We start from the raw sequence: 23,296 nt of genomic DNA, 5'->3' as shown, positions 1-23,296 counted from the left end.
TTTATGCGGCCTCCTTCATGCCGTAGATGCCGTTGAGTTTTGCAATCTTCTCATCCAATTCTGCAAGGAAGGCGGAAACATCCCTCTCAAGCTCGAATATCATCTTGTCGTCGCGCTCAACGCGCTTAACAAAGAGGCTCATTTCTTCCGGCAGGCGAGGATCGTATGATGCGAAGTCGCACCACTTGCGACCTGTGCAGGCCATCTGCCATTGCATCTGTGTGTTATATTTGGCTGGCACCGCTTGTGACAAAAGCGTTTCGAGGTGCGTTGCAGTGTTGGGGCACTTGATCTCAACCATACCGTCGTCAGACACGAGCCCGTCAGGCGACGCGCCGGTCATCCCGATTGATGGATGTTCGACAAACCCGATCTCAGTCACAGAGGCATCGCGGAAAAACTCATACGCCGCGCGGGCATCTGGCTCTTTCTCGGTGCCCCAGTTCATCGCCGCATTGGTGAATCGTTCCGACGCCTCGCCCGTCAGGCGCTCCGCGATCAGTTCTGCCATGTAATTTGCGCGGGATGCTCCCCACCCGCTTTTGGTCTTCGCAACCACGTCAGCGACGCGCGAGGCCGTGACCTTGCCGACGCGGATAGCGTGCCATTCGGCAGAACCCTGGATAATATCGCTCATGACTTGGCTCCCTTCTTGTTGAGAGCCGCAACAGCACGGTCAAAATCCTTTGCCGGTAAGTCCGCTAAGCTCTTGATTTTCATATACTTGCAGAACGCCGCCTTATCGGCGCTTACTGCTTCCGCTAGTTCGACAAGCTGGGCGAGCTTTTCATCACTGACAGTATCGGGAGAACCATCCGATGCCGCGCCGTCGTCATCGTCCGACGCGGCCAGGCCGAGCGCGGCCTTCAATGTCATCCGCTGCAAATATGTGAGCGTCGAACCAACCGCCTGAATGTTGTTTTTGTTGCCGCTGTCGTCGCGGCCAGCCGTGAGGGTGTTTTCCTCGAAATGGCCGTCTCGATGCGACACGATGCACGTCACCACGACCGGCTCATTCACCGCCGATGAAGTGCGGAACCGATATGACAGGCCATGCCTTGCCAAGATCGGCGTGACCGTGCGGGCGACCTCGGCCAAATCCTCGTGGCGGTAGTGGGTGCGCCCCTTCGCGGATGTGAAGTCAACGGTCCGATTTTTGATGATAACCGGGATTTCCGCCTTGGCGGATGCCATCGCTTCATCAAACGCCTTGCGCGCCTGGTTGGCCTCCCAACGCTCTTGCAGGCTCATCAGCTTTTCAAGAACGTCAATGTTAGCGCCCTGCGAGACAGCCTTATTGAGCATATCCATAGGGGTCATTGCGGCGAGGACTTGTGGTTCGTGCATTGCTACTGCGTTACTCATGGTGACTTCTCCTGTGATTAGGCTTCCGGGATTGCGTCTAGTCTCTTGGCAAACTCATGCATTCGTTCGTTGGCCAGCATCGAGCTTGCGCCCGCCAATCGTTCGGCTTGGTAGAAATTGTACAGTGCGGATGCACGCTCCATTGCGAGCCTCAACGCGCTGGATGGATCACTCAGTGCGGGAGAGGAATGTTCCTCGCATTGATCGCTTTCTGCGGTCCTTGACTGCATTGCACATCTCCCTTGTGCGGTTACGCTTTCTGATAGACACGAATAAAACAGGTGTTTTTCTCGACGGGACCCCACGACCATGAGCCAGCGTCCGCAAGCTTATCGTCCTCGATCAGACCAACCGCCTGCAGAAAATCGAGGCAGACCTTCCCCCGGTTATCACCATCGCGCGCAACCTTGCGTCGCGTCTCATCCAGAACGATGTGGTAGGTGAAGTTGCCCTTAATTGGCTCTCCCGCTTCGCGCTTCTGCTGCAAGTAGGCAACATGGGCTTCATCCTTCCACGCCTTGTATTGCGGGCTGATGTAGGTGCGCTTGTTTCCGTTCCGCCAAATGCGGTTTGCAGAAACAGGGAATGGGAGCGTGAGAGTCACCATGTTCAAGCGGCGCTCCGACGCTGATTATGACGCTGTACGAGGGCTGTCGCCCATCGACAGTTCCCAGGCTCGTAGTTGCCGTCAACGTCTATACGGTCGATGGAATGATCGCCAGACGGACGAGGGCCCATGTCTGCGTAGAAGTTGGCAAAGCTATCCCAGCGCTCGCAAACAACTATCCCGCGAGCACTATAATATTTGTAGTCTTGGCAGTTCGGGTTGCGCGTCCTGCGACGCATCGCCCTCCAAACTTCGTACTCTGGCGGGCGCGATTTCTGACTTCCTAGGCCATGAACGAAGTTGCGGGCTTTCGTCTTTTCGGTGCGCGCGCAGCCACAAGATTGATCGAACCGATAGCTTGGACTGAGTGCGGCTGTTTCTCTCGTGGTTGTATTGCCGCATGAGCAAACACAATTCCACACTCTAAGAGCCTTGCCACGCGCGTTAATGCGCGGGGGCGCTTCTGAGACAACCGTCAACCGGCCATAAACATCCCCGATGGGGTTCAGGCGATGCCCACGACGCACAACCGCGCGGTCCAGATCAGCCGCCATCTCGAAATAGTCGGTCATGCCCGCTCCTCCAGATAGCCGCGAAGCATGCCGGCGCCCTCGTCTACCAGACGTGAGAGCTGCAATTCCGTGAGCTGGACGCGCTGATAAACGCCGTCCTCACCGCCGACATTCAGGATGTACTCGCGGTACTTTGGCTCGGTGAGGTAGATCATCTTTGCTTTGGGATGCTCGCTCATCGCATCGTCTCCGGCGGGAACACAGGTTCACCCTCTCCGCTCCATTCCATGAGCTGGGAATATTCGCCGTGGTGTGTGCCGCGCAGCGCGCCGGTATCGCGCCAGCCAAGCGCGGCCCAGCGTTCAACGTCATGGTGACGGACGTACTTGAAAACACTGTTAGTACGGGCAGATGCGATTTCGGGAGCCTTCATACATGAACTCCTGACTTAACCATCTCAGCCATGCTCGCACGAAGGGCCGCGCGCAGCCGTCGCTTGTGCTTCTCTTCCTTGGTGCAACGGACAGCGAAACCAGAAACCTCCGCCATGCTCGCATCAATCATTGCCCGCGTTGGCTCGACCGAAACGATTGCCATGTTGTTCTCAGCGAGAACGCGATAGAGCGTCTTGGCCGATGCGCCGCCCCGCATCAGGAGCCAGTCGAGAGTGCCCCGCGTGTCGTTGCGCTGGCCGGTCTGACGGGCACCGGCCCAAATTTCGCGGACGACCTCACGGATCGCGCGCTTTGAGTTGATGCCGTGTTTCCGGCATACGGTTACAATCGGAAGGCCAAACTCGTGGACGCACTCCCGCAGCTCGGCGGGCATGATGTCCACAACCTCCAACGATTCCATGCGACGGGCTGAAAGGCTCATGCGCGTTGATCCAATGCGCTGAGGCCAATCGGAGGATCGCCGCACAGCATCGCCGTCAAGTCGCGGTAAGGCAGCATTTCCCTTGCGTCGCGTTGCCTGAGTTGCTCCTCCGACGGACGGGCCGATACCTGGACCTGCTCGATGGTGACGCGGGTGTCTTCCTTCTTGAGAGCGCGCCGGTATTCGTTGATCTTCTGACGACGAGCCGCGCGGCGTTCTGGCGTCATGCGTAGCCAGTACAGCCTGTTTTCAACAGTCCGCTTGGATGTACCGAGATGATCAGCAATATCCTGAAGCGGGATGCCTTCTGCGTATTCGGCGTTAAGCTTTGCCAACCGTTCTTCTGTCCAGAATTTGCTCATCGCATGCTCACCATCATTCCAATGAGAACGCCAATGCAGACGAGAAACGAACTCGCAAAAATTCCGAGTGCTATGTCCCAAGGCCACGTTTTCATTTCACGTCCCCCTTGATTTCAGGTGCGATCCAGACCGCCAATGATGCGAGCGAGGCGCTCAAGGCGATCAATTTCAGCGCTATAAAAACTCTCGTCCGCAGCACGAAGCCCTCCGATGATGGTTTGATATTGAGCCGCAAGGGCGGACGCCTCCTGACGGGCTTGCTTGATTGCCCGCTCTCTCTTGACCTGCTCGGCAGCTCGCCGCACGGCGATAGCGGCCCTGTGATCGTCATTTTGAATCTCATTGCGCCAGAGTGACCGGACTGCACGCGCTGAAATGTTGGCGGCTTCGGCAACTCTGTCGAACCAATCAAGCTGTTCGCCATGTCCTGGCTTCCCCGCGATCTCGAACATTGCTTCACGCACACTCATTTTGGCTCTCTTCGTCCACACTTGGCTTCTCCGTCATGGTTAGTTGCAACCATGACGACGACAGACAGACACGTTACTGGCCTACGACCCCTTCTCGATCCGCGTCTGCAAACGACGGACGAGCTAAAACAATGGATGCGACGGACGCTGCAACGACCGAGCGCAGATGTGATTTCAATGAATGAATTCGTAGCGGCGCGAAGCCGAAGGAATTTCCAATGTCAGACAGGCTCGCAATGATCGCCGCTATAGCGGTCGGAATCTTGCTGGCGATTGTCTTGGCGGTGTTTGGGTTGTTGTGATTGCACCACGCCCCCGGTGCATGAACGAGCGCCGGTCTACGTGTGCCCCCGCGTGGATCGGCGCTCATGGGGTCCCCCGGTAATAAGCGGCGGTATTGGCCCCCCTCGGGGACGCTTTGATGTTGATCTCGTTTAGCTTGCGTCGAAAAATATTCGGATGAAGGTCAATACCCATTGCGCAGCGAATTTCCTCGTAAGAAAACCCGTCGCGCGCTAGGTGGCGGGCTATCTGCTTTTGCTTACTTGAAAATTCAAATCTGGGCGGTCCGGGCCGTTCAGTAATCGAACGCGCCGCCCTGAGAAGCTTGCTGGCAAATGGTGAGACGACTTGAGTCATGACGCCACCTCGGGTGACTTCATGCCCCAGAGCGATGCTGGCGCAGTCTTGCCGCGCTCCTGCAGCGCTACGATCATGACGGCGTATGTATTCGACGGGAATTTATCGAAGCTGCGCCAGTTCCAGACGGCCTTCGGCTTGCTGCCCGTGAGCTTTGCTACGCCAGGGTTGCCGCCGAGGGCGTCCATGACTTCGGAAGTGGTTTTCAGCTCGTGCATACACCTTCTATAATCCAACTAAATTGGACTTACAAGGTGCAAAAAGCCTAGATGGAAAAAAATTTGGACTTCCCCCACCATTGGCCATGGCAACGAAAGACCCTGCGGGGAAAAACTCCGATCTCGCTCAACGCCTACGGGCGGTGATGCTCGCTGAGGGTATCCCGACCCAAGACGCGTTTGCCGCCAAACTCGGCGTTGAGAAGAAGCGCCTCAACAACCCTATGGTTGGCTACACATTGTCCGTTGACCTCGCCATGCGCATCCGCAACGCGGTTCCTGGCATGACTCGTGATTGGCTTTACGAGGGCGATGAGACGGGGCTGCCTGTGGGTTTAAGGGACCGGCTCCGAGAGGCGGCGGTGAGACTTAAGGCCACTGCTGGCCGCTCTATGGCCGTCTGAGGGGCCATCAGGAACTTTTCTACCAGTTCTACGGTGGGCGCCAGCACCGCCAGCGCATCCTCTGGATCATCCGGCAGTTCCGATGCGATGTGGATCGCGTGCCGTCTATGCCACGCAAGATATTCACGCATGAAATTCCCCACTCCTTACGCCCCGAACTAGGGCCAATATTCCGGCTCAAGTGTTCCCTAGGTCTGAATTCGGAACCTTAAATTCTAACGAACGGCGCAATTTTGCGTTGTGCGTCGCCGCATGATCCTGCCTGAGAACATAAGGAGAACATACCTAGGCGACGGAATAAAGCCCTAAAATAAAAATCCAAATAAATTAGACTGGGGGACTTGCATGTCCAAATTAGTTGGATTATAACTCCTTCCCATGAGCTTACCCATTGGGGTGGCGGAGAAGGGGACAGGCAGATGATCTTCATCGACGAAAACACCAGCCGCGCTGAACTCGAAGCTGCAGCAGCTGAAGCCGGCCTTCCGATCCTCTGTGACACCGACGCGCTTCGCGACAGCATCGTCTCTTGGGTCGAAGCGGGCGACGAGTGCGCCAATGCTTAAATTCGCAAAACAGGATTTCACCTTAGGCGCGCTTTTCAAGCTCGGCGCTCGCCGCAAGTTCGACCGCGAGACGCTTGTTCGATTGATGATCGAGCGCGGCAAGCTCTCGGAGAAGTCAGCGCACCAGCTTGCTCACCACTGGCTTGGTACCGAACCGTATCGCAGCACAGTGAGGTCGGCATGAATAAAGCCACCAGCGACTATTGGGCAGACTGGCTTGTCGATGCAGTCGCGGCGGCAACTCAAGATCGCCGCTACCTGCGGGGCGACGCCGAGGAGGATCGCGCTGTTACAGAGGCGATTTTCTTGAACGCTAAGAAGGCAATGGAAAACCTATTGGCCAATCACTCAGTACGAGCGCCCTCGTAGGTGGGGCTCTCTCATTGCAAGAATTTTGTTTGAACAATTAGGGGCTTGTTATGCAGTCAAGATCGCAGAAAGCCGAGATCACGAACACCAGCGGGGCTCCGGTACTGAGTGGTCGGGCGACCCGCAAATTCATCACCGATCTGTTCATTGCCGGCGAGCATTACTCATTCGCCACCATGGACGAAGTTGTCGATGCGATCTTCGAGAGCAACGGCCTCATCACCACTGTTCATGAGTGTGAAGCGCCCTCAATCTGCAATGACGTGACCGAGGCGGTTGCTTGGGCATTTGCAGAAGCACTCGATCACTCCGAGCCTCTTTCAGACTGGCAGAGGGATTATATCGAGCAGACCATTGGTCTTGATGCGGCGCGTGCTTTCCCGATGGAGGCCGCATGACCAGCCGAGCCAAGTCATACGATCCTAGGTGTTATGAGCTTGCGGCTCTATTTTTGAGCGATGAGCCAGATTTAAACACTGAGGCCGCTCGGATAACGCTTGCCAGCGAAATTCAATCGCGCATTGAAGACGAAATCGAATTCATGCGCTCCACCCTTGCAGCAGCCAAGGGTGAGTCCATCCACCTCGACACCAAGACCGCTCTTGATAACGGAGACAGCCGATGATGGACCTGGATAGCCGTAAGTGTGAGGTGGTGTGATGAGGCTTCTTGCCATCTCAACTTATCTCTTGATGATCGCAATCAATGTGCCCTTGTGGCCATTACCGCTAAACGCGCTTTTTATCGGCCTAAACGTCGGATTGATCTGGGCTTCTTTTGTGAACTGGATATTTGAGGACGTGTTTACATGACTTCTCAGGAACAAGCAGACACCCTCCTCCGAGCATTCTGGGATGAGAGGGAGCAGAAAAGACGTGAACAAAGAACCCACGAACTCCAACATTCAACTCACGTACTGAGACAACTTACGAAGGGGCAGAGCAATGAGCTTCATGACGAAGATCGAAGGCGTCCCGGATACCGATGATGCGAAACCGGGCATGGCATTCTTTGCTGGTACAGGGCCTCAGGGCAAGCGCTGCGGTGATTGCAAATTTCGCGGACTGACCAGACAGAGCCAGAAGGCGTCTTACTACAGCGAGCGGCTGCAGGAATTTGTCCACAAAACATATCGCACCACGCAATGCGCAAAGTATCGCTCGCTTTCTGGTCACCATGGCGCGGCGGTGAAGAAAGACTACGACGCCTGCAAATATTTTGAGTCGAAGAAAACGAAAGCTGTCTCAGCCACGGACTGAACTGCTCTGTTTGATGATTGCTTTGTGCGGTGGATCTCTTTCTGAACAGGACCAAACCAATGTCTATCCGAAGAAGCATATCAGACTCCAACCAGCAGTCCGCTCCGGGTGTGGGTGGGCGTACGCTGGTGCCGTGGGAACAGGCTGCCGAGGGAGTTTGCAAGATTGTTGGAACGCGCGTCGGGGCAGTTGCTCGTGAAGTCGCCGAACAATTTTACACCGAGATCATGGAGTCCACACAGGACTATTTAGCCGAGAATGTCGCCTACAATCTAAAGAGCGAATTGGACGCCGCGCGGGGGCGTGCTGAACGCGCCGAAAAGGCGTCCGTTGATCTGTTGAGAGCACTGCAAGAATTGCGAAACCGCTGTGAAGGCGAGATTTGCGACGGCGATCTTTTGGATCGCGTAGATGCCCTCTTCCGCACTCTCTCGGAGTCCTCCTCATGACCACGGAAACAGAATATACGCGCTTGAATGATGCAGACCGCGCGTTTGTCAAACAAGCAATCGATGCTCTTGATCTGTCGATGGTTCGGGATTGGCTGGCCGAGCGTCAAGCTAATTGTCTGCGGATAGCGCGGCTAAAAAACGGCGATGATCGCGAGGGATGGCTCGTCGATTTTGTGTTCTTTACCGCCGCCAAGGGCATGATCGATTGGACGGCATTGGAAAGGTCGGAAATCGCCAACGCACCCGCGCCACTCTTTCAACCTAACAGCGGGAGATCGTCATGAAGCGCACTCGGATCATGACCAGTGATGTTCAGACAAGAGCGTGCATGGATGGATCGGTTGCGGACGAGAGTGTTCCGTTGAGTGACCATATCCCCGGACCATGGTTCTTCAGTCAAGAGTCTGTTGATCCCGAGTGGTACATCGTCACAATCAAGGGCGGCTTGGTCGTGGCCAATGTCAACGCACATAGCCGCCAAGTTGCTAACGCCCGCCTTATCGCCGCCGCCCCCGACCTACTGAATGCACTGGAGGCGTGCCAGCGCGTTCTGGCCGATCTGACGGGTGGCGACAAGACGCTATCCACCATCAACATCTACGCGCAGGCCGTCGAAGCGGAATTGAAAGCTCGCGCCGCTATTGCGGCAACCAGGAGTGCGCCAGCGGTTGCGGAGACGCGTCGAACCGAGGGCGCGGAATCTTCGCCTCCTGCGGTCTTTTCTGATCCCCTCTCCGCAACTCGCAAGGACGCACAGAGATGAGCATTCTGCCCTGCAGAAAATGTAACGGCGAAGGCCGTATTTTCAAATCGAAATACGGGGGCAACGATCCTGACGTGTGGGATTCCGGCGAGTGCGAGGATTGCAAGGGCAGCGGCAGCCAGGTTTGTGAGGCCCGCAGTTGTAATGATCTTGCGGTTGCATTCAACGATGATGGCGAAGCTCTTTGCGAGGATTGTCTGGCTGAATGGGCCAGCGAGGAATTTGGAGCCCAGCCATGACAACCGATGCAGGAGAGTTGATGGCGCTGGCACCTTGCCCGTTTTGTGGGAGCGAAGGCCATACGCTTCTCAGGGGCTATCGTTACGCAGACGGCTTTCCTGATCGCAAGGAGCCAGCGGTATGCTGTCCGACCTGCGAGGCGCGCGCACCTGTGAAGGCATGGAACACCCGTATCCAGCCGGATAGAGAAGCGGTGGCGCGGTGCTTGGTCCAGCATGATGCGAATTATAGCACTTATCATATGCCGGGCGACAAACCGCGCAAATGGAAAGCCGCCTCTGGTGCGGTTTACGACACATCGGAGCTTTCCACAGAGGCCGCAAACCGTGTACGGGACCGCGCCGACGCTGTCGTCTCCCTTCTATCAGTTCAGGTGGATGGGGAGCAGAAGATTACTCGACTCACAAAGCAGGAATTGCCCGGAGCAGTAGTATCCCTCCCAAGTCCGGCATGGCCGACGAACTTGCATCCTCGCACGCTTGATTTGGTCCAACGCTTCGCTGCCGCGCTCGCCAAGAAGCTCCGTCTTGCCGAGGAAAAATACGGATTCGGTGACGGGTGGGCCGACGACAATTGGGAACAAGAGTGTCGCGCGCATCTCTATTCCCACATTGAGAAAGGTGACCCTCGCGATGTTGCCGCGTACTGCGCGTTCATGTGGCATCACGGCTGGATCACGTCGCAGCCCTCAGTCGCGGAGACGAATGCTGATGCACCGGGGGATGCCAAAGAATTCGCGGAGCTCAATTTCGCCAATGTTTTACAGGAGGCATCGGCACGACTGGCTCAGGCAAGGCTCAGTCCTGATAGGCTGACGAAGGAAACCAACACGTTAGAGTATTGGTGCGCCTGGGCTGCTCATGAGAACGCGCGCTGCTTAGCCACCTTGGCCGCAGAGGGGATGCGGGAGGCGGTTCAGCCAAGTATCGCCACAAGGCCGGCCACCAGCGGAACAGCAGCATCGGGCACTGAGTTGGGCGGTGAAGGATGAGCCGTCCGCTTGCGATCGATTTGTGCTGCAAGGCCGGCGGCGTGTCGATGGGCCTATATCAGGCCGGCTTTGATGTAATCGGCGTCGATATTGAGCCTCAGCCGCGCTATCCGTTCCGCTTCTTCCAAGCCGACGCGCTAACGTTCCCGCTGTACGGCGCCGCTTTCGTCTGGGCCAGCCCTCACTGTCAGGGCTACACTGCGCTGAGACACGCACCGGGCGCCAAGGGTAAGCCGCGACAAATCCAGCAATTTCGCGACCGGATGCCGGCAGATGTCCTTTGGGCGATCGAGAACGTCGAAGAAGCCGCATGGGACATGCAAGACCCGATCACCCTTTGCGGATCGATGTTCGGCCTGGGCGCGCAGGGATGTCGGTTGCAGCGTCATCGATTGATAGAGTCGAATTTTCAGATCAACCAGCCTGGGTGCCAACATGATGATAGGCCCGTAATCGGCATCTACGGGGGGCATGCTCGGCGCCGCGCGAAGTCTGCCGGAGGTCGAGGCACCCGCGACGTGTGGAACGGCGGTCATAAAGCAGCCGCTTCGGAAGCCATGGGCATCAACTGGATGACGCTCGGTGAACTGAGCGAGGCCATTCCGCCGGCATACGCCGAATTTGTTGGACGGGCCGCACTTGCTCATATCGCTAAACAAATCTCACAGGCCGCAGAATGACCAATCCTCATGGAGCCGTAGATGAATAAGCTGACAGAGGCGGAAAGAAAATTGCTCGACGTTCTATCGCGGGTCGTCGGCAACGCGCTTCCATACGAATGGATGAAGCCGCCGATGAAGGCGGTAGCTACTCGGATGCGCCGAAAGGGCCTGCTGCTCAAGCGCGAAAAGTATTGGGCCAAGCCAACCGCTAAGGGCCGTATCGCAATCTCTGGGAAGTCGGATTCAGAAAAGGTGTGAACGAGGCCGACAGATTTCAGAACATTAAATTCACGGACTGCAACCGCTGGGGTTTAAAGATGAAATTTTGGTTTGATACCGAATTTTTGGAAGACGGCAAGACAATCGAACTGATCTCGATCGGTGTCGTCGCAGAAGATGGCCGCACCTATTACGCCGAGACGCCAGACGCATACAGCCTGTGTGCCGAGAGCGCGTGGCTTAAAGCAAACGTGTTGTCGCATTTAACCGGCATGTCGCAGCCATCGATAACAAGGCCGCGAGTTCAGATCGCCCGTGAGATTATCGAGTTCGTCGGCGAGAAACCAGAATTTTGGGCCTACTACTGCTCTTATGATTGGGTGGCGCTGTGCCAGCTTTATGGCCGCATGATCGACTTGCCGAAGGGCTGGCCGATGTTCTGTCGTGATGTGAAGCAGCTTTGTGTTGATTTAGGAAATCCCAAATTGCCGGAACAGGAGGGTCAAGAGCACAACGCGCTGGCAGATGCGCTTTGGACGAAGCAGGCATGGGAATTTTTGAAGGAACACTCAGTCGCGGAGCTACCTGAGGTTTAAGAAAAGAGCTTTGTTCACACCTTTGCTGAACTGCAACCACTGACGGGAGATGAGAGATGAACGATAAAGCAAATATTTCTGAGGATGATGCCCGCGAAGTCCTTAACCTCGATAAGGATAAGTGGATCATCCAAGTTGGCGACGCCGAGTTAAATGCTCTGAAGGCGGCGATACGATCTCACGCCGACATTCTGGCAAATCTCGCCTCCGAAATTGAGAGCATCGGTTAACTCAGCGGGATAACCAGCAATGAGCCACGATCCCACAATGCACGCATCTTCACTGAACAACTCCCCCCAATCCTATTATACGGGATTGGTGGAGAGGTTGCCGCAGATCGCCGGTCGATGCTCATATGAGCAAGATCGGATGGACGTTGTTGCAGCCGCCACCTTCATCTCTGAACTGCAAGCGGAGGTGAACCGATGGCGGCTGAATCATGACGACGTAGCGCGCAAGAAACGTCAGATGGAAGAAATTAAAAACGGCTTTTATCAACGAGCCCTCGCCGCAGAATCCTCCCTCTCCCGTATCAAGTCTGAGACGGTGGAGGCGGCGTGCAACGCAATAGCCTTCTGCCCCTCATTGGATAGCAATGGCTACATCTGCGAAAAGTCAGCCGCTATAGCCGCCATCCGCTCTCTCAGTACTGATGATTCAGTAGGTTCAGAAAGAAACTCCACTCGCAATGAGGGATCACGATGAACGAGAGAACTCGTACTGAGACATCGTCTCCTGATGTGGTCGATGGTCTTGTGCGCGCCAGTGGCATTCTGGCGGCGTTCAGTGCTTTTGTCGGCTTCGGTATCGGCTGGATCATGTGCAAGGCGTTGTCATGACCCCCACCCTCACCATGCCAGAGGCGGAGATTCCCGCGTGCATCGTTCAAGCATTTGCGGAGTCGTCAACGCTCTCGCTGCCTGCGCTCGCGCCCCTGCTGCGGATGGACTTGAAAACCCTCAGGAAGCACCGTGAGGCTGGTAATCTGCCAGTGCATATCAAGGGCACCGGGGTTGCCCGCAGGCACTACGTCTGTACCCTAAATGATGTTGTGGAATTCTTCCGCCGCACAGGTGAGGCATGTCAGTCTTCAAGGTCAGAAATTCCCCGTTCTATCAATTCGACTTCCAAATCCAGGGTTTACGATTTTCCGGGTCCACGAAGGAACGGAATGAACGTGACGCAAAGGAAGTCGAGAAAGCCCGGCGCGCCGAAGCCAAGCGCATCGTTGCTGACAATGCCAAGACAGGACGGAAGCCCTTAACGCTCGGTGTGGCGTGTGATCGATGGTGGGATGAGGTCGGACGACACGGCAGCGACCCGGACCTAGAGCGCGCCCTTGAATGGCTCAAGGGCCATATCGGGCCGCAGGTCGCCCTGCATGACATTACCGACGATACCGTTTCAAAGGCCGTAGAGGCCCGCAGGAAGCACGTCATGAAGGCCGGGCGAGATGACAAGGGGAAGCAATTGTATCGCCCCATAGGCCCGCGCACGGTCAACAAGACCGTCACGTCGCTGCTCAGCCGGGTTTTCACCCGCGCCAAGGAAAACTGGAACGCGATGATTCACAATCCGCCAGTCTGGAAGAACCATTTTCTGGAGGTGCCCAAGCGGCCCATTCGCGAGATCACGCCCGCCGAAGATGCGCGCCTTGACGAAGTCGAGAGCCTTGAGTTTGCCCAGCTTCGTGAGTTCGCCGAGATCATGGGTTTCCGGCGCAAGGAAGTGCTGCTGGTCTGGACGCAGGTGGACTTCGAACTGGCGACCGTAGCGATCATCGGCAAGGGTGGCGTTCCGGCGATCCTGCCCCTTCCCCGCCGCGCCTATGAGATCCTGTGGTCGCTACGGGGCCATCATAAGGAACACGTCTTCACCTTCGTTGCGCAGCGAACCAGGGTTTGCCCGAAAACCAAGAAGAAGTTCATTAAGGGCCAGCGTTATCCGATGACCTATTACGGGATCGGGACCAACAGGCGCCGGCAGTGGCCTAAGGCGGGTGTGGATGCGCGCCTGCATGATACGCGGCATACGACAGGGATGCGGACGCTGCGCACCACGGGCAACCTGAAGCTCGCACAGCGCCTTCTCCGGCACACCGACATCAAGACGACCGCCAAGTTCTATGCGGACGCCGATCTAAACGACATTCGCAACGGGATGGAAGCGACGGCGGAAAACATCAATTCCCAGAAAAAGTCCCAGACTAATTTTTCTGTCCCGCCTAAGGCCATGAAGGGCAAGCGCAAATGACTTCCCGGCTCACGTCTTTCGATTCCGAGGGTCGGGAGTTCGAATCTCTCGGAGCGCGCCATTCCCGTCCAAAATTCGGCATCGTGCAGCCGGGAAGTACGTGGTCTGAGCCCAGCCGGGCGCAGGCGAGATGCCAATTATGACAGTCAGATTTCAGTATTTTGAATTGCCAACAGTGGCATCTTTCGGCATGGCTTGCCGAGCTTTGCACGGTGGCCTGCGCCCATATGGCGCTTCAATCGAATCGCGCCGCCAGGCTATTCAAGACTTGGAATTGCGAGGGAGGACATTGTGAGCGGCAACGAAGGGCTTCTGTCTTCAAATTCCGAGCACAGGTTCTATCAAGGCCTCGCCGCGACCTTTGTCGCCAATTGCCTTCAAGCCACCAACTTCCTCTCCGACCGTTTCCTGCGGCGCGCCTATTATGCATCGGCGAAGATTGACGAGCTTTACCGCAACTCGATGAACAGCGCCTTTTCCGCGCAGGAAGCGTTTCTTGTCACCGGAGCACCGCACGCGTCGGCCTACTATCCGCGGGATTTCGCCTGGTTCTATCCCGACGTTCTCGATCCGCAGACCATCATCGATTCCGAGGACGCGACCCGCCGGATTCGTCTGCTGGAAAAAAGCGTCCGCCTGATGCTGGGCGCAGTGCGCTCCGGCATCATCACAACAACGCTCATTCCCGTGAAGCGCAACCGCTATATCGGCGCCAACTATTTCGCGCTGCCATCAGATACGCTTCTCGGCATTCAGGGTGGTCTGGAGCAGATCATTCGCGCTGACTTTCGACCGTCGCCCTATGCCGACATGGCAACCGCCGCACAAACCGGCCGCGCGCTGCTGGCCGAATATCGCGAAGACCTGAAGAGATCGTTGCTCGATCTCGCAGGAAGTCTCGAACCTTATGACGGCTATGGAATCCGTACCCTGCTTTGCGATGTCCGCGCGCCACGTTCGGCGGCGACTGATACTCGCGCGGAGCGGCTGCGTTTCGTCACCAACGCCAGCGTCTATGCGACGTTCCAGCAGAGCATCCGGCTCGGGATCGTGCACCAGAACGAACTGGAGGAAATTCTGGGACGCAGCCTCTCGCAGTACAAAGGAGAACTGCTTCAGTTATTCGGCCGCGACGGCTACATCAAGCATAGCCTCGACTGCAACGCGGACTCGCCTGCGTTTTCCATCGCGCTTGATTTCGTCAACGTGCAGCACGGTTTCTGGGATTTCAGCAACGACGCAGAGCGCGCACTGTTTAGCGCAACCGCCGATCTTATCCTCGCCGAGCCGCGCTTCCGGATTCCGGATACCTTCCACTTCTTCGTGTCGGCGGATAATCCGCGCAAGAAACTTATCCACCGGATCGCCACGCCGTCTTATCAAGGCCGGTCCGCATGGCCGACCTTCAACGTCGAGTTCGCCGACCGCATGCTCGAATACGATGAATTCTCCGGGGGCGAGCGATACCGGCCCTACGCCCGCGAAATCCTGCGTCATATCCATCACGCCACGGAGACACATGGCGGATACCAGGAGCTATTGTCCGAAAACGGCCTTCAGTACCGCACATGGGCCTACCGCGGCGCCATCGCGCACTCCTGGTTTCCCCGCTTCCTGACCGTCTGGAGCAGAGCCTACGGGGTTCCGCTGATCGACTGGACGCAGCAACCTGCCGACAAGGTGGTTGCATAGGCGTTTTTCTGGAGCGCGCCGCAACCGCGGTGCCCCTACCTGGCCGCCGCCGCTGAAATCATCTGCCCAAGCTCGGCGAAATGGCGCTTCCGCGGCGAGCTTCGGCGCCAGGCAAGCCCGATCACGCGCTGCGGCTCCGGATCGGCGAACCGCATCAAGTGAATGTCGCCCCGCCGGCTTTCGAGCGGCACCGCCAGTTCCGGCAACAGCGTCATGCCGAGACCGTGCGCCACCATCTGGACCAGTGTGGACAGGCTCGACGCGCCGAAGGTGTTGATGTTCTCGATCCGCCGCAGGTTGCAAAAGGCCAGCGCCTGATCCCGCATGCAATGCCCCTCTTCCAGCAGCAGCAGCCGGTCGTCTTCCAGCAGATCAGGCGTCGCCTTGACCCGGTTCGACATGCGGTGCGACGTCGCCATCGCCAGCAGGAAGCGATCGTCAAACAACCGAACCGTCTCGATGTCGGGGTGTTCGACCGGCAGCGCGAGCAACAGCAGGTCTAGCTGACCATCGGCTAGCTCGTTAACGAGGGTTTGGGTCTGCGTTTCGCGGATGTGAAGGTCGAGATCGGGAAACGTGTCCCGGATCATCGGCAGCAATTGCGGAAGGATATACGGCGCCACCGAAGGGATGACGCCGAGACCCAGAGGGCCGGACAGGACGTTGCCCTGCCGCCGCGCGACATCGACAATGTCACGAACATCGGCAAGGACGCGCGCCGCACGTTGTGCGATTTCTTTGCCGCCCTCGGTCAGCATCACACCGTTGCGACCGCGCTCCAGGAGCTGAATTCCGAGGGTTCTCTCCAGTTCCTGTACCTGCATCGAAAGCGCAGGCTGCGTCACAGCGCAATGCTCGGCGGCCTTGCCGAAATGGCCGGATCTGGCCACGGCGTCGAAGTACTTGAGCTGTTTAAGGGACACCATCGATCAGTTCTTCTTATTCAAGACCGTTATTAATACGGTCAGACCTGATTGAACAGCCCTTCAGTCGATGCATCTCATGTGTTCGGCTGCAACGCCGCCATAATCGCGTCGAGACCGTCCGTGAGCGCCGCAGGTCCCGGTTGCAGGATCAACGGCGATTTGATCTCCACGATACGGTTGTCGCGCACAGCCGCGATCGCGTCCCAGCCCGGGCGCTGCCGGATTTTGTCCGGGACGACTTTCTTGCCGCACCATGACGCCAGGATCACGTCGGGATTGGCAGCGACAACGGCTTCAGGCGCAATGATGCGGTCTTTCGCAGCCTTTGCCTTTGCAAGCTGCGGAAACACGTCCTCTCCGCCGGCAATCGAAATCAATTCCGACACCCAGCCGATCCCGCTGATCAACGGGTCATCCCATTCCTCGAAATAGACCTTGGGATGCACCGCTCTGGCGCGCCCGATCGCAGCAACATCCGCGAGCCGCTGCCCGAACCATGCCGCGAGCGCATTCGCCTTTTCTGCTTCGCCGATCAATCCGCCGAGCGTGCGGATCATTGCCAGAATGCCGGCGATATCGCGCTGGTTGAAGACGTGGACCGCAACCCCTGCCCGCACCAGATCGGCGACGATATCGGCCTGCAAATCCGAGAATGCCAGAACCAGATCGGGATCGAGCGCAAGTATCTTGGGAACGTCGGCTGATATGAACGCCGAGACTCGCGGCTTCTCGCGCCGCACCTGCGGCGGCCGAACCGCGTATCCCGATACGCCGACAATACGATCCTGCTCGCCAAGCAGGTACAGCGTCTCAACCGTCTCTTCGGTGAGGCACACGACTCGTCGTGGAGGGAAAGTCATCGGCAATCTCGGTCAGCCATCGTTCTGACTGACTACGCCGCTGCGGCACTCATGCCAATGCGTCCAATGCCCGGAATCTTGATTGCAGGGCGGCGAATGTCGACACCAAGAACCGCGCCCAGCACATTCAACTCGACGCCTTCCAGCCAGCCGACAGTCAAACCGAGATAGCCGCCCAACGTGGCCCGCAAGCCGGTCCCCGAAGGCGTCCGGCCAAACCATTCGCCATCGTAGGGATAATCCTTGCCGATCGCCGTCGGCGGCAGCACAGCATGCATCTCCGGCACGGCATCAATGATCGCTGCAACAAACGTATTCGAGTTCGGGCCGGGCCAAGCACGATAGTCGCCAAGGTTACGATACTTGTAGCGGTCAATGGCCGCCCGGATTTTCGGAATCAGCTGTGCTGCGTGCTCACCGTCTGCGCGGAAGACCTCATCAGGAATCTGCCCGAACCAGCGCCCGTCCGCCACGAAGCCGTTGATGCGGATCGGTTCTCCCCACGCCGTATAATCGTAGCGGCTATAGCGCGACGCGCCCTTCTCCTTGAACACGATCCATGAATGAACAGCGACGATGCCGCGCCAGCGCACCGTACGTGCGGCATAGATCCGAACCAGCGCATCCGGATGATCCGATACCTGCGGCAGAACGCCCGCGCTGGAGCGATCGGCCGCGTACCAGTTCGCCGACGCCCGGTCGCTCAAAAAATACGATGCCGCAGAAACGCCGATGGGGGCGAATAAAAGGACCAGAAAAGCCGTCAGAACCATCTTCCAAAATCTCATCGGATACCGTCATGGGCGCGCTTCGCGTCTCATGAGAATGGTGACGGCAGCCGATGGATTCAATGGCGCTGAATTAGCCTCTCAGGGGCGTGCAACGTCAAAAACGTCGCCGTCGTAGCCTGCCTCGATCGGAATGCGCAGGCGCGTGGTTCCATTTTCGTTCCTGCTCATCTCGGGCACAACGGTTACCACCGGCGTCGTCCGCGCGAAGTCCATTGCGGCCTGCGCAGTTCCGAGCTTGTCGAGCTTGATCAGGTTGCGGATCGTCGGAAACGGCAGGTTGTAACGTCCCGACTCAGCGGCCTCGAGCGCAGCCTTCGGCGACAGCCATACGGAATCCACCGACTCCCTGCCGTCGTGCCTGCCGATCTGATCTGCCGGAGCCAGCGCCAACAGAAAATGCGTGTCGAAACGCTTCGGCAGATTCACCGGCGTGATCCAGTGCGCGAAGAGCGCAAGCAGATCGATCGCAGGAGTAAGGTCATGTTCGCGCAGAATGTCCGCGAAACTCACCTCGCCCGCGTCGAGCGCCTCGCGCTGCGAACCGAGGGCGTCGGCCTTCTCCGCAGACACCAGCGAGGATGAGCCTCGCGGCCGCGCCAGAAGGATTCCGCTTTCCTCGAACGTCTCTCGGATGCCGCCAATGCGAATGGCCGCAGTATCGATAGCGAGACCGCCACGATCGGCGACGAGCGCCGGATCGGTCGCGATCTCATGGTCATTCGGGTCCATGCTGCCGCCGGGAAACACCAAGGCGCCGGAACTGAACTCGATCTGGCGATTCCGCTGCACCATGAAGATTTCCATGCCGCCGGCGGCTTCCCGCAACAGCAGCACCGTGGACGCCGTGCGTAAGGCCTTCGACGGGTCAGGAGCGCTCTTGCCGCCGCTGCTCATTAGATGTTCGCCCGTTTATCGATGCGCCCGACGCGCGACAGGAGATAGTCCACCTCGCTGCGCGCCAGCGCGCTCATGCTCGATCCCGGCTTGCGTTGCGCGTCCGACGCGATCTTGCCGCGCTTCTTCAAAACATATTTGCGCACAGCGAGGCCGACGCCCGGCTGCTGCTCGTAACGGATCAGCGGCAGATGCGCATCGAACAGATCGTGCGCGGCGTCGCGCTTGCCTGCCTTCGACAGGTTGACGACATCCACCAGCAGATCGGGGAAGGCGTAGCCCGTCATGGCGCCATCGACGCCCCGCTCCATCTCGAAGTCGAGGAACAGCCCGCCGTTGCCCACCAGAATCGACAGCGGCCGCAGCGAGCCGTCCTTCTGGAAGCCGCGCAGAGTCGAAATCTTTTCCAGCCCCGGCCAGTCTTCGTGCTTGAGCATCACGCACGACGGGTTGTCCATGACGATCTTGCGGATCACCGACGGAGTCATGACGACGGTCAGCGTCAGCGGATAATCCTGCAATACCCACGGCACGTCGCTGCCGATAGCTTCGCTCGCCTGCCGGAAATAACCGGTGATCTGCTCGTCGGTGCGCAGGTGCGTGGGCGGAGCGATCATCACAGCGGCGGCGCCGGCGTCCATCGATGCGCGCGCGAGTGTGCGCATCTGCGCAAAGCCCGGCGCGGAGACACCCACGATAATCTGCTTGTCCTTGGCCCGCTTGATGAAGCGCGTCGCGACGTCGATGGATTCGTTGCCTTCGAGCTTTGGCGCCTCACCGAGAATGCCGAGTACGGTGACGCCATTGCAGCCGACCTCCGCGTAGAAATCGGTCAGGCGGTCGATCGAGTCGTAGTCGATGCGGCCGTCATCGAAGAACGGGGTTGGTGCGATCGCGAACGTACCGCTCGCTTCGTAAGTTAGTTTCATGAGAGGAGGACTGCTTTCTTGTTTTTGTGTCAGTAGCTGCGCGGCACAATTCTAACGCCTTCGTCGAAAAAAATCTCGCTCGCATGGGCCGCAATGTCCTGCGGTTTCCACGGGCCGCCGGGCTTCCACCCCTCCCGCTCCAGGAGTTTTATCTCCCGGATACCTCGCGGGCCGGAAACGCCCAGTACCTTTCCGGTCTGTTCGCCGGACAGGGAACTCACCATGTAAAGCACCGCCGGCGCAATCTCGTCAGGCCCCATGGCGGCCCCCGGATTGTCGATGTAGCGCTGCAGATCCGCCGTCATGCGGGTCAAAGCGCCCGGCGCCAGCGTCCAGACGCGGATATTGTACTTGCGTCCCTCATCCGTCAGCACATTGGACAGGCCGAAGATACCGCCCTTGGCCGCACCATAATTGCTCTGGCCGAAATTCCCGAAAAGCCCGGAGGTCGATGAGGTATTGACGATGACGCCGCCGCCGTTGTCCTTCATCCATTTGAAGACCGGCAGGGTGACGCAGAAGGTGCCCTTCAGGTGCACCGTCATCACCTTGTCCCAGTTGTCCTCCGTCATTTTGGCGAAGGTGCCGTCGCGCAGAATTCCGGCATTGTTCACCAGAATGTCCGCGCGGCCGAAATGCCTGATCGCATCGTCGAACACCGACTGACCACCGGCCATCGTCGAAATATCCGAACCATTCGCGATGGCTTTCCCGCCTTCGGCCTTGATGCCATCGACGACCTTCTGCGCCATCGACTTGTCGGCGCCGCTACCGTCGCGTGGCCCGCCAAGATCGTTGACGACCACCGACGCGCCTTCTCGCGCAAACAGTTTGGCGTAGGCTTCGCCCAGACCACCGCCTGCGCCGGTAATGATCGCAACCTTGCCGTCGAGCAAACCCATCGAATCCTCCCGTTTCTTCTTGTTTCAGGCGAGAACAGTCTTTCCGTTCCTGATGACCGTGACGTTCCGGCTCTTGACGCGGCCTTCAAGCGAAATCACGTTGCCGTCTTTCCACAGATCGAACGACACGGTCTCCCCCGGAAACACCGGCGACGAAAAGCGCGTCACGTGCTGCTTAAAGGCGGACGGATCATAATCCGCGTAGGTCTGAAGCACTGCGCGGCAGCTCAGGCCATAGGTGCACATGCCGTGCAGGATGGGCCGGTCGAAGCCAGCGCGCCTGGCGAATTCCGGATCGCTGTGCAGCGGATTACGGTCGCCGCACAGCCGGTAGATCAGCGCCTGATCCGGCCGGGTCGAGATGTCGACCGTCATGTCCGGCGCGCGCTTCGGAATGGCATGGGGCTCAGGCTGCCCCTCGGACGGGCCGCCGAAGCCGCCGTCGCCGCGCGCGAACTGCGATGCGATCAGCGTGGCGAGATCCTCGCCCTTGTCATTCTTGAGCACGGTCTTGCGCAGAATCACCGCGCCCTTGTCCTTGCCCTTGTCGAACACGCCAAGAATGCTGGAGTCCGCCGTGATACTGGCGGCGACAGGCAATGGCTTGTGAAAGGTGATGTCACGCTCGCCATCCACCACCATGACGCGGTTGACGTCGATGGGGCCGGCACTTGCGCCCCACGCCGCAACCGACGCGTAAGTCGGGACCACCTTCAGCTCGCGCGGCGTGAAGTAGCCTTCGTTGACGAACGACAGCTCCTTCTGGTCCATTGGATCGGCGCCCATGCCGATACCATAGGCGTAGAGCATCACTTCACGGTCAGTCCATGAATACTTCTGGCCGACATTCCTGAGCGCCATCACCTCATCGTACTTGATCGGCATGTTTCCTCGCTGTTGTTATTGTTGTCAGGCCGGCGTGAAGAACGGCAGCGGCGCGCCGTCCGTCGGCTTGAACACGACCTTCACGCGCTGACCGATTTTCAGCGTCGCCAAATCGCAGTCCACGAAGTTCGTCAGCAGTGACGGACCTTCATCGAGCGTGACGTACCCAATGGCATAAGGTCCCGTCGGTGACTTCCGCATCAGGCTGTAGCTGTAGATCACGCCCTCGCCCTTGCTCTCCTCCCACACCGTCTGGTCCGAGAAGCACACCGGACAGATCGAGCGCGGGAAATAATGCGGCTCGCCACACGCGGTGCAGCGCTTGATGAGAAACTTGCCCTCTTTCGCAGCGTCCCAGAAGTGTGCGGTTTCAGGGTTGCCCACAGGGGCCGGATACTTCGGTTTGTCGGTCATCATACGCGCTCCAGAATAGCGGTCGATGCCGCATGACGCACACCCAGCAGTCCGCCGGTGCCGTGCACCAGCGCGAGATCGCAGTTCGGCACCTGAACCTTCGGATGCGCCTCGCCGCGCAACTGACGCACCGCCTCGATGATCTTGGTGATGCCACCGCGGTTGATCGGGTGGTTGTTGCACAGCCCGCCGCCGTCCGTATTCCACGGCAGCTTGCCGACGCCGGAAATCAGGTTGCCGTCGGCGACGAACTTTCCACCCTCGCCCTTCGCACAGAAGCCGAGGTCTTCAAGTTGAACCACCACGGTGATGGTGAAGCTGTCGTAAATCGACGCATACTTGATATCCTTCGGCGTCACGCCTGCTTCCGCAAACGCCGGTGGGCCGCTCCACACACCCGCCGAATAGGTCAGGTCGAGCTTGCGGCCGCCGTTCGGACCCTTCAGCGATTCACCGTGACCGGTCATGCGGACCAGTGGACGCTTCAGCGACTTCGCGATCTCCGGCGTGGTCACGACAAGCGCACCGCCGCCGTCCGAGACGACGCAGCAATCGAGCCGGTGCAGCGGGTCAGAGATCATCGGCGAGTTGAGGACGTCCTCCACGGTGACGACGTCGCGCAGCATCGCGTGCGGATTGTATTGCGCATGATGCGAGGCCGCGACCTTGACCCAGGCGAGCTGCTCGCTGGTGGTGCCGAACTCATGCATATGGCGCATGGCGCACATGCCATATGCGTTGTGGGTTGTCGCGCCGTAAGCCGCTTCGAAATCGACCTCGGGGCCGAACGCGCGTGGCGGCATCGGCCGGCCCAGTGCGCGGCTTGCCCGCCAGCGTGATCAGCGCCACGGAACATTTTCCGGCGGCAATCGCCTCGGCGGCGTGCCCAAGCGCGATGATGTAAGAGCACCCGCCGGTCTCGGTGGAATCCAGATGACGCAGTTTGAGGCCCAGATAATCGGCCATCGGCATCACGCCGCCGGGCGCATCACCGGCGCAGAAATAGCCGTCGACATCGGCCTTGGTCAGGCCGGCATCCTCCAGCGCGCCCTTGGCGCATTCGGCGTGAAGTTGGGCCGTCGATTTGTCCGGCGCATGCCGGGTGGGATGCTCGTAAATCCCGGCGATATAGGCTTTTCCCTTGATGCTCAAAGTCATCTCCGCTGCATTATCTCAGCGG

General features: G+C 58.4%; 37 protein-coding genes and 1 pseudogene. 20 read left to right on the top strand and 18 right to left on the bottom strand.

The features are described 5' to 3' along the window. Position 1: 1 nt before the first annotated feature. The 9 genes from ACP7AL_RS11380 to ACP7AL_RS11340 all read right to left on the bottom strand — a co-directional run bounded on the left by ACP7AL_RS11380 (position 2) and on the right by ACP7AL_RS11340 (position 5,049). Entirely contained in the window at positions 2-637 is a 636-nt protein-coding gene (locus ACP7AL_RS11380; RefSeq protein WP_425991337.1) for a lambda exonuclease family protein, read from the bottom strand. Then, positions 634-1,365 (bottom strand): ERF family protein, encoded by a 732-nt coding sequence (locus ACP7AL_RS11375; protein ID WP_425991335.1) that lies wholly within the window; start codon positions 1,363-1,365, stop codon positions 634-636. The genes ACP7AL_RS11380 and ACP7AL_RS11375 overlap by 4 nt, the downstream gene beginning before the upstream one ends. Positions 1,366-1,615: 250 nt before the next feature. Next, a complete protein-coding gene (locus ACP7AL_RS11370; protein ID WP_425991673.1) occupies positions 1,616-1,972 on the bottom strand; it encodes a RusA family crossover junction endodeoxyribonuclease in 357 nt (118 codons plus the stop codon). Positions 1,973-2,540: 568 nt separating this feature from the next. Continuing rightward, entirely contained in the window at positions 2,541-2,723 is a 183-nt protein-coding gene (locus tag ACP7AL_RS11365; protein WP_425991333.1) for a hypothetical protein, read from the bottom strand. After that, on the bottom strand, positions 2,720-2,917 hold the full coding sequence (locus ACP7AL_RS11360; RefSeq protein ID WP_425991331.1) for a hypothetical protein: 198 nt from the start codon (positions 2,915-2,917) through the stop codon (positions 2,720-2,722). The genes ACP7AL_RS11365 and ACP7AL_RS11360 overlap by 4 nt, the downstream gene beginning before the upstream one ends. Next, positions 2,914-3,360: a hypothetical protein gene (locus tag ACP7AL_RS11355; RefSeq protein ID WP_425991330.1), complete on the bottom strand. Its 447-nt coding sequence runs from the start codon at positions 3,358-3,360 to the stop codon at positions 2,914-2,916. Before ACP7AL_RS11355 ends, ACP7AL_RS11360 begins: the two co-directional genes overlap by 4 nt. Continuing rightward, complete coding sequence (locus tag ACP7AL_RS11350; protein WP_425991328.1) at positions 3,357-3,722, bottom strand: hypothetical protein; 366 nt, start codon at positions 3,720-3,722, stop codon at positions 3,357-3,359. The genes ACP7AL_RS11355 and ACP7AL_RS11350 overlap by 4 nt, the downstream gene beginning before the upstream one ends. 113 nt (positions 3,723-3,835) lie before the next feature. After that, positions 3,836-4,192: a hypothetical protein gene (locus ACP7AL_RS11345; RefSeq protein WP_425991326.1), complete on the bottom strand. Its 357-nt coding sequence runs from the start codon at positions 4,190-4,192 to the stop codon at positions 3,836-3,838. A 635-nt stretch (positions 4,193-4,827) separates the two neighbouring features. Further along, the gene (locus ACP7AL_RS11340; RefSeq protein WP_425991324.1) at positions 4,828-5,049 is read right to left on the bottom strand and encodes a hypothetical protein; all 222 of its coding nucleotides are present in this window, start codon (positions 5,047-5,049) and stop codon (positions 4,828-4,830) included. Between the two features lie 86 nt (positions 5,050-5,135). Between ACP7AL_RS11340 and ACP7AL_RS11335 the strand changes: the two genes are divergently transcribed. The 20 genes from ACP7AL_RS11335 (at position 5,136) to ACP7AL_RS11240 (ending at position 15,515) form a co-directional block, all read left to right on the top strand. Then, complete coding sequence (locus tag ACP7AL_RS11335; protein ID WP_425991322.1) at positions 5,136-5,453, top strand: hypothetical protein; 318 nt, start codon at positions 5,136-5,138, stop codon at positions 5,451-5,453. Positions 5,454-5,872: 419 nt separating this feature from the next. Continuing rightward, on the top strand, positions 5,873-6,019 hold the full coding sequence (locus ACP7AL_RS11330; protein WP_425991320.1) for a hypothetical protein: 147 nt from the start codon (positions 5,873-5,875) through the stop codon (positions 6,017-6,019). Further along, entirely contained in the window at positions 6,012-6,203 is a 192-nt protein-coding gene (locus ACP7AL_RS11325; protein ID WP_425991318.1) for a hypothetical protein, read from the top strand. The genes ACP7AL_RS11330 and ACP7AL_RS11325 overlap by 8 nt, the downstream gene beginning before the upstream one ends. Then, complete coding sequence (locus ACP7AL_RS11320; RefSeq protein WP_425991316.1) at positions 6,200-6,388, top strand: hypothetical protein; 189 nt, start codon at positions 6,200-6,202, stop codon at positions 6,386-6,388. The genes ACP7AL_RS11325 and ACP7AL_RS11320 overlap by 4 nt, the downstream gene beginning before the upstream one ends. Before the next feature lie 50 nt (positions 6,389-6,438). Next, positions 6,439-6,786: a hypothetical protein gene (locus ACP7AL_RS11315; RefSeq protein WP_425991314.1), complete on the top strand. Its 348-nt coding sequence runs from the start codon at positions 6,439-6,441 to the stop codon at positions 6,784-6,786. Further along, positions 6,783-7,013, top strand: coding sequence for a hypothetical protein (locus ACP7AL_RS11310; RefSeq protein WP_425991312.1), 231 nt, complete (start codon positions 6,783-6,785; stop codon positions 7,011-7,013). Before ACP7AL_RS11315 ends, ACP7AL_RS11310 begins: the two co-directional genes overlap by 4 nt. Positions 7,014-7,341: 328 nt before the next feature. Next, on the top strand, positions 7,342-7,647 hold the full coding sequence (locus tag ACP7AL_RS11305; protein WP_425991310.1) for a hypothetical protein: 306 nt from the start codon (positions 7,342-7,344) through the stop codon (positions 7,645-7,647). A gap of 59 nt (positions 7,648-7,706) precedes the next feature. Then, positions 7,707-8,096, top strand: coding sequence for a hypothetical protein (locus ACP7AL_RS11300; RefSeq protein ID WP_425991308.1), 390 nt, complete (start codon positions 7,707-7,709; stop codon positions 8,094-8,096). After that, the gene (locus ACP7AL_RS11295) at positions 8,093-8,383 is read left to right on the top strand and encodes a hypothetical protein (RefSeq protein WP_425991306.1); all 291 of its coding nucleotides are present in this window, start codon (positions 8,093-8,095) and stop codon (positions 8,381-8,383) included. Before ACP7AL_RS11300 ends, ACP7AL_RS11295 begins: the two co-directional genes overlap by 4 nt. Continuing rightward, the gene (locus ACP7AL_RS11290) at positions 8,380-8,862 is read left to right on the top strand and encodes a hypothetical protein (RefSeq protein ID WP_425991304.1); all 483 of its coding nucleotides are present in this window, start codon (positions 8,380-8,382) and stop codon (positions 8,860-8,862) included. The genes ACP7AL_RS11295 and ACP7AL_RS11290 overlap by 4 nt, the downstream gene beginning before the upstream one ends. Continuing rightward, positions 8,859-9,101: a hypothetical protein gene (locus ACP7AL_RS11285; protein WP_425991302.1), complete on the top strand. Its 243-nt coding sequence runs from the start codon at positions 8,859-8,861 to the stop codon at positions 9,099-9,101. The genes ACP7AL_RS11290 and ACP7AL_RS11285 overlap by 4 nt, the downstream gene beginning before the upstream one ends. Continuing rightward, a complete protein-coding gene (locus ACP7AL_RS11280; RefSeq protein ID WP_425991300.1) occupies positions 9,098-10,093 on the top strand; it encodes a hypothetical protein in 996 nt (331 codons plus the stop codon). The genes ACP7AL_RS11285 and ACP7AL_RS11280 overlap by 4 nt, the downstream gene beginning before the upstream one ends. Continuing rightward, entirely contained in the window at positions 10,090-10,773 is a 684-nt protein-coding gene (locus ACP7AL_RS11275) for a hypothetical protein (RefSeq protein ID WP_425991298.1), read from the top strand. The genes ACP7AL_RS11280 and ACP7AL_RS11275 overlap by 4 nt, the downstream gene beginning before the upstream one ends. A 21-nt stretch (positions 10,774-10,794) precedes the next feature. Beyond that, complete coding sequence (locus ACP7AL_RS11270; protein ID WP_425991296.1) at positions 10,795-11,013, top strand: hypothetical protein; 219 nt, start codon at positions 10,795-10,797, stop codon at positions 11,011-11,013. Continuing rightward, positions 11,010-11,570 (top strand): 3'-5' exoribonuclease domain-containing protein, encoded by a 561-nt coding sequence (locus ACP7AL_RS11265; RefSeq protein ID WP_425991294.1) that lies wholly within the window; start codon positions 11,010-11,012, stop codon positions 11,568-11,570. The genes ACP7AL_RS11270 and ACP7AL_RS11265 overlap by 4 nt, the downstream gene beginning before the upstream one ends. Positions 11,571-11,626: 56 nt before the next feature. Then, positions 11,627-11,800 (top strand): hypothetical protein, encoded by a 174-nt coding sequence (locus ACP7AL_RS11260; protein ID WP_425991292.1) that lies wholly within the window; start codon positions 11,627-11,629, stop codon positions 11,798-11,800. 19 nt (positions 11,801-11,819) lie between these two features. Then, entirely contained in the window at positions 11,820-12,275 is a 456-nt protein-coding gene (locus ACP7AL_RS11255; protein ID WP_425991290.1) for a hypothetical protein, read from the top strand. Continuing rightward, positions 12,272-12,409, top strand: a complete 138-nt coding sequence (locus ACP7AL_RS11250; protein WP_425991288.1) for a hypothetical protein — start codon at positions 12,272-12,274, stop codon at positions 12,407-12,409. The genes ACP7AL_RS11255 and ACP7AL_RS11250 overlap by 4 nt, the downstream gene beginning before the upstream one ends. Before the next feature lie 241 nt (positions 12,410-12,650). Beyond that, positions 12,651-13,823, top strand: a complete 1,173-nt coding sequence (locus ACP7AL_RS11245) for a tyrosine-type recombinase/integrase (RefSeq protein WP_425991286.1) — start codon at positions 12,651-12,653, stop codon at positions 13,821-13,823. A 291-nt stretch (positions 13,824-14,114) separates the two neighbouring features. Next, on the top strand, positions 14,115-15,515 hold the full coding sequence (locus ACP7AL_RS11240; protein WP_425991284.1) for a hypothetical protein: 1,401 nt from the start codon (positions 14,115-14,117) through the stop codon (positions 15,513-15,515). A gap of 35 nt (positions 15,516-15,550) precedes the next feature. Here the strand turns inward: ACP7AL_RS11240 and ACP7AL_RS11235 are convergent, their stop codons facing one another. The 9 genes and pseudogenes from ACP7AL_RS11235 to ACP7AL_RS11195 all read right to left on the bottom strand — a co-directional run bounded on the left by ACP7AL_RS11235 (position 15,551) and on the right by ACP7AL_RS11195 (position 23,268). Next, complete coding sequence (locus ACP7AL_RS11235) at positions 15,551-16,441, bottom strand: LysR substrate-binding domain-containing protein (protein ID WP_006020992.1); 891 nt, start codon at positions 16,439-16,441, stop codon at positions 15,551-15,553. 74 nt (positions 16,442-16,515) lie between these two features. Then, on the bottom strand, positions 16,516-17,301 hold the full coding sequence (locus ACP7AL_RS11230) for a cobalamin-binding protein (RefSeq protein WP_006020993.1): 786 nt from the start codon (positions 17,299-17,301) through the stop codon (positions 16,516-16,518). 32 nt (positions 17,302-17,333) lie between these two features. Next, on the bottom strand, positions 17,334-18,074 hold the full coding sequence (locus tag ACP7AL_RS11225) for a DUF3750 domain-containing protein (protein ID WP_425991281.1): 741 nt from the start codon (positions 18,072-18,074) through the stop codon (positions 17,334-17,336). Positions 18,075-18,170: 96 nt separating this feature from the next. Continuing rightward, a complete protein-coding gene (locus ACP7AL_RS11220) occupies positions 18,171-18,986 on the bottom strand; it encodes an NUDIX hydrolase (RefSeq protein ID WP_425991279.1) in 816 nt (271 codons plus the stop codon). Then, the gene (locus ACP7AL_RS11215; RefSeq protein WP_425991277.1) at positions 18,986-19,915 is read right to left on the bottom strand and encodes a dihydrodipicolinate synthase family protein; all 930 of its coding nucleotides are present in this window, start codon (positions 19,913-19,915) and stop codon (positions 18,986-18,988) included. Before ACP7AL_RS11215 ends, ACP7AL_RS11220 begins: the two co-directional genes overlap by 1 nt. A gap of 29 nt (positions 19,916-19,944) precedes the next feature. After that, a complete protein-coding gene (locus ACP7AL_RS11210; RefSeq protein WP_006020997.1) occupies positions 19,945-20,817 on the bottom strand; it encodes an SDR family oxidoreductase in 873 nt (290 codons plus the stop codon). Positions 20,818-20,841: 24 nt separating this feature from the next. Then, positions 20,842-21,702: a MaoC/PaaZ C-terminal domain-containing protein gene (locus ACP7AL_RS11205; protein WP_425991275.1), complete on the bottom strand. Its 861-nt coding sequence runs from the start codon at positions 21,700-21,702 to the stop codon at positions 20,842-20,844. 24 nt (positions 21,703-21,726) lie between these two features. Beyond that, a complete protein-coding gene (locus tag ACP7AL_RS11200; RefSeq protein WP_425991273.1) occupies positions 21,727-22,116 on the bottom strand; it encodes a Zn-ribbon domain-containing OB-fold protein in 390 nt (129 codons plus the stop codon). After that, positions 22,116-23,268 (bottom strand): annotated as a pseudogene (locus ACP7AL_RS11195) (thiolase domain-containing protein). Before ACP7AL_RS11195 ends, ACP7AL_RS11200 begins: the two are co-directional and overlap by 1 nt. Positions 23,269-23,296: the final 28 nt, after the last annotated feature.

This window comes from Afipia sp. DC4300-2b1, from assembly GCF_049895725.1.
GTDB lineage: Bacteria > Pseudomonadota > Alphaproteobacteria > Rhizobiales > Xanthobacteraceae > Afipia > Afipia broomeae.
This window is presented reverse-complemented; position numbering and strand designations above follow the sequence as displayed.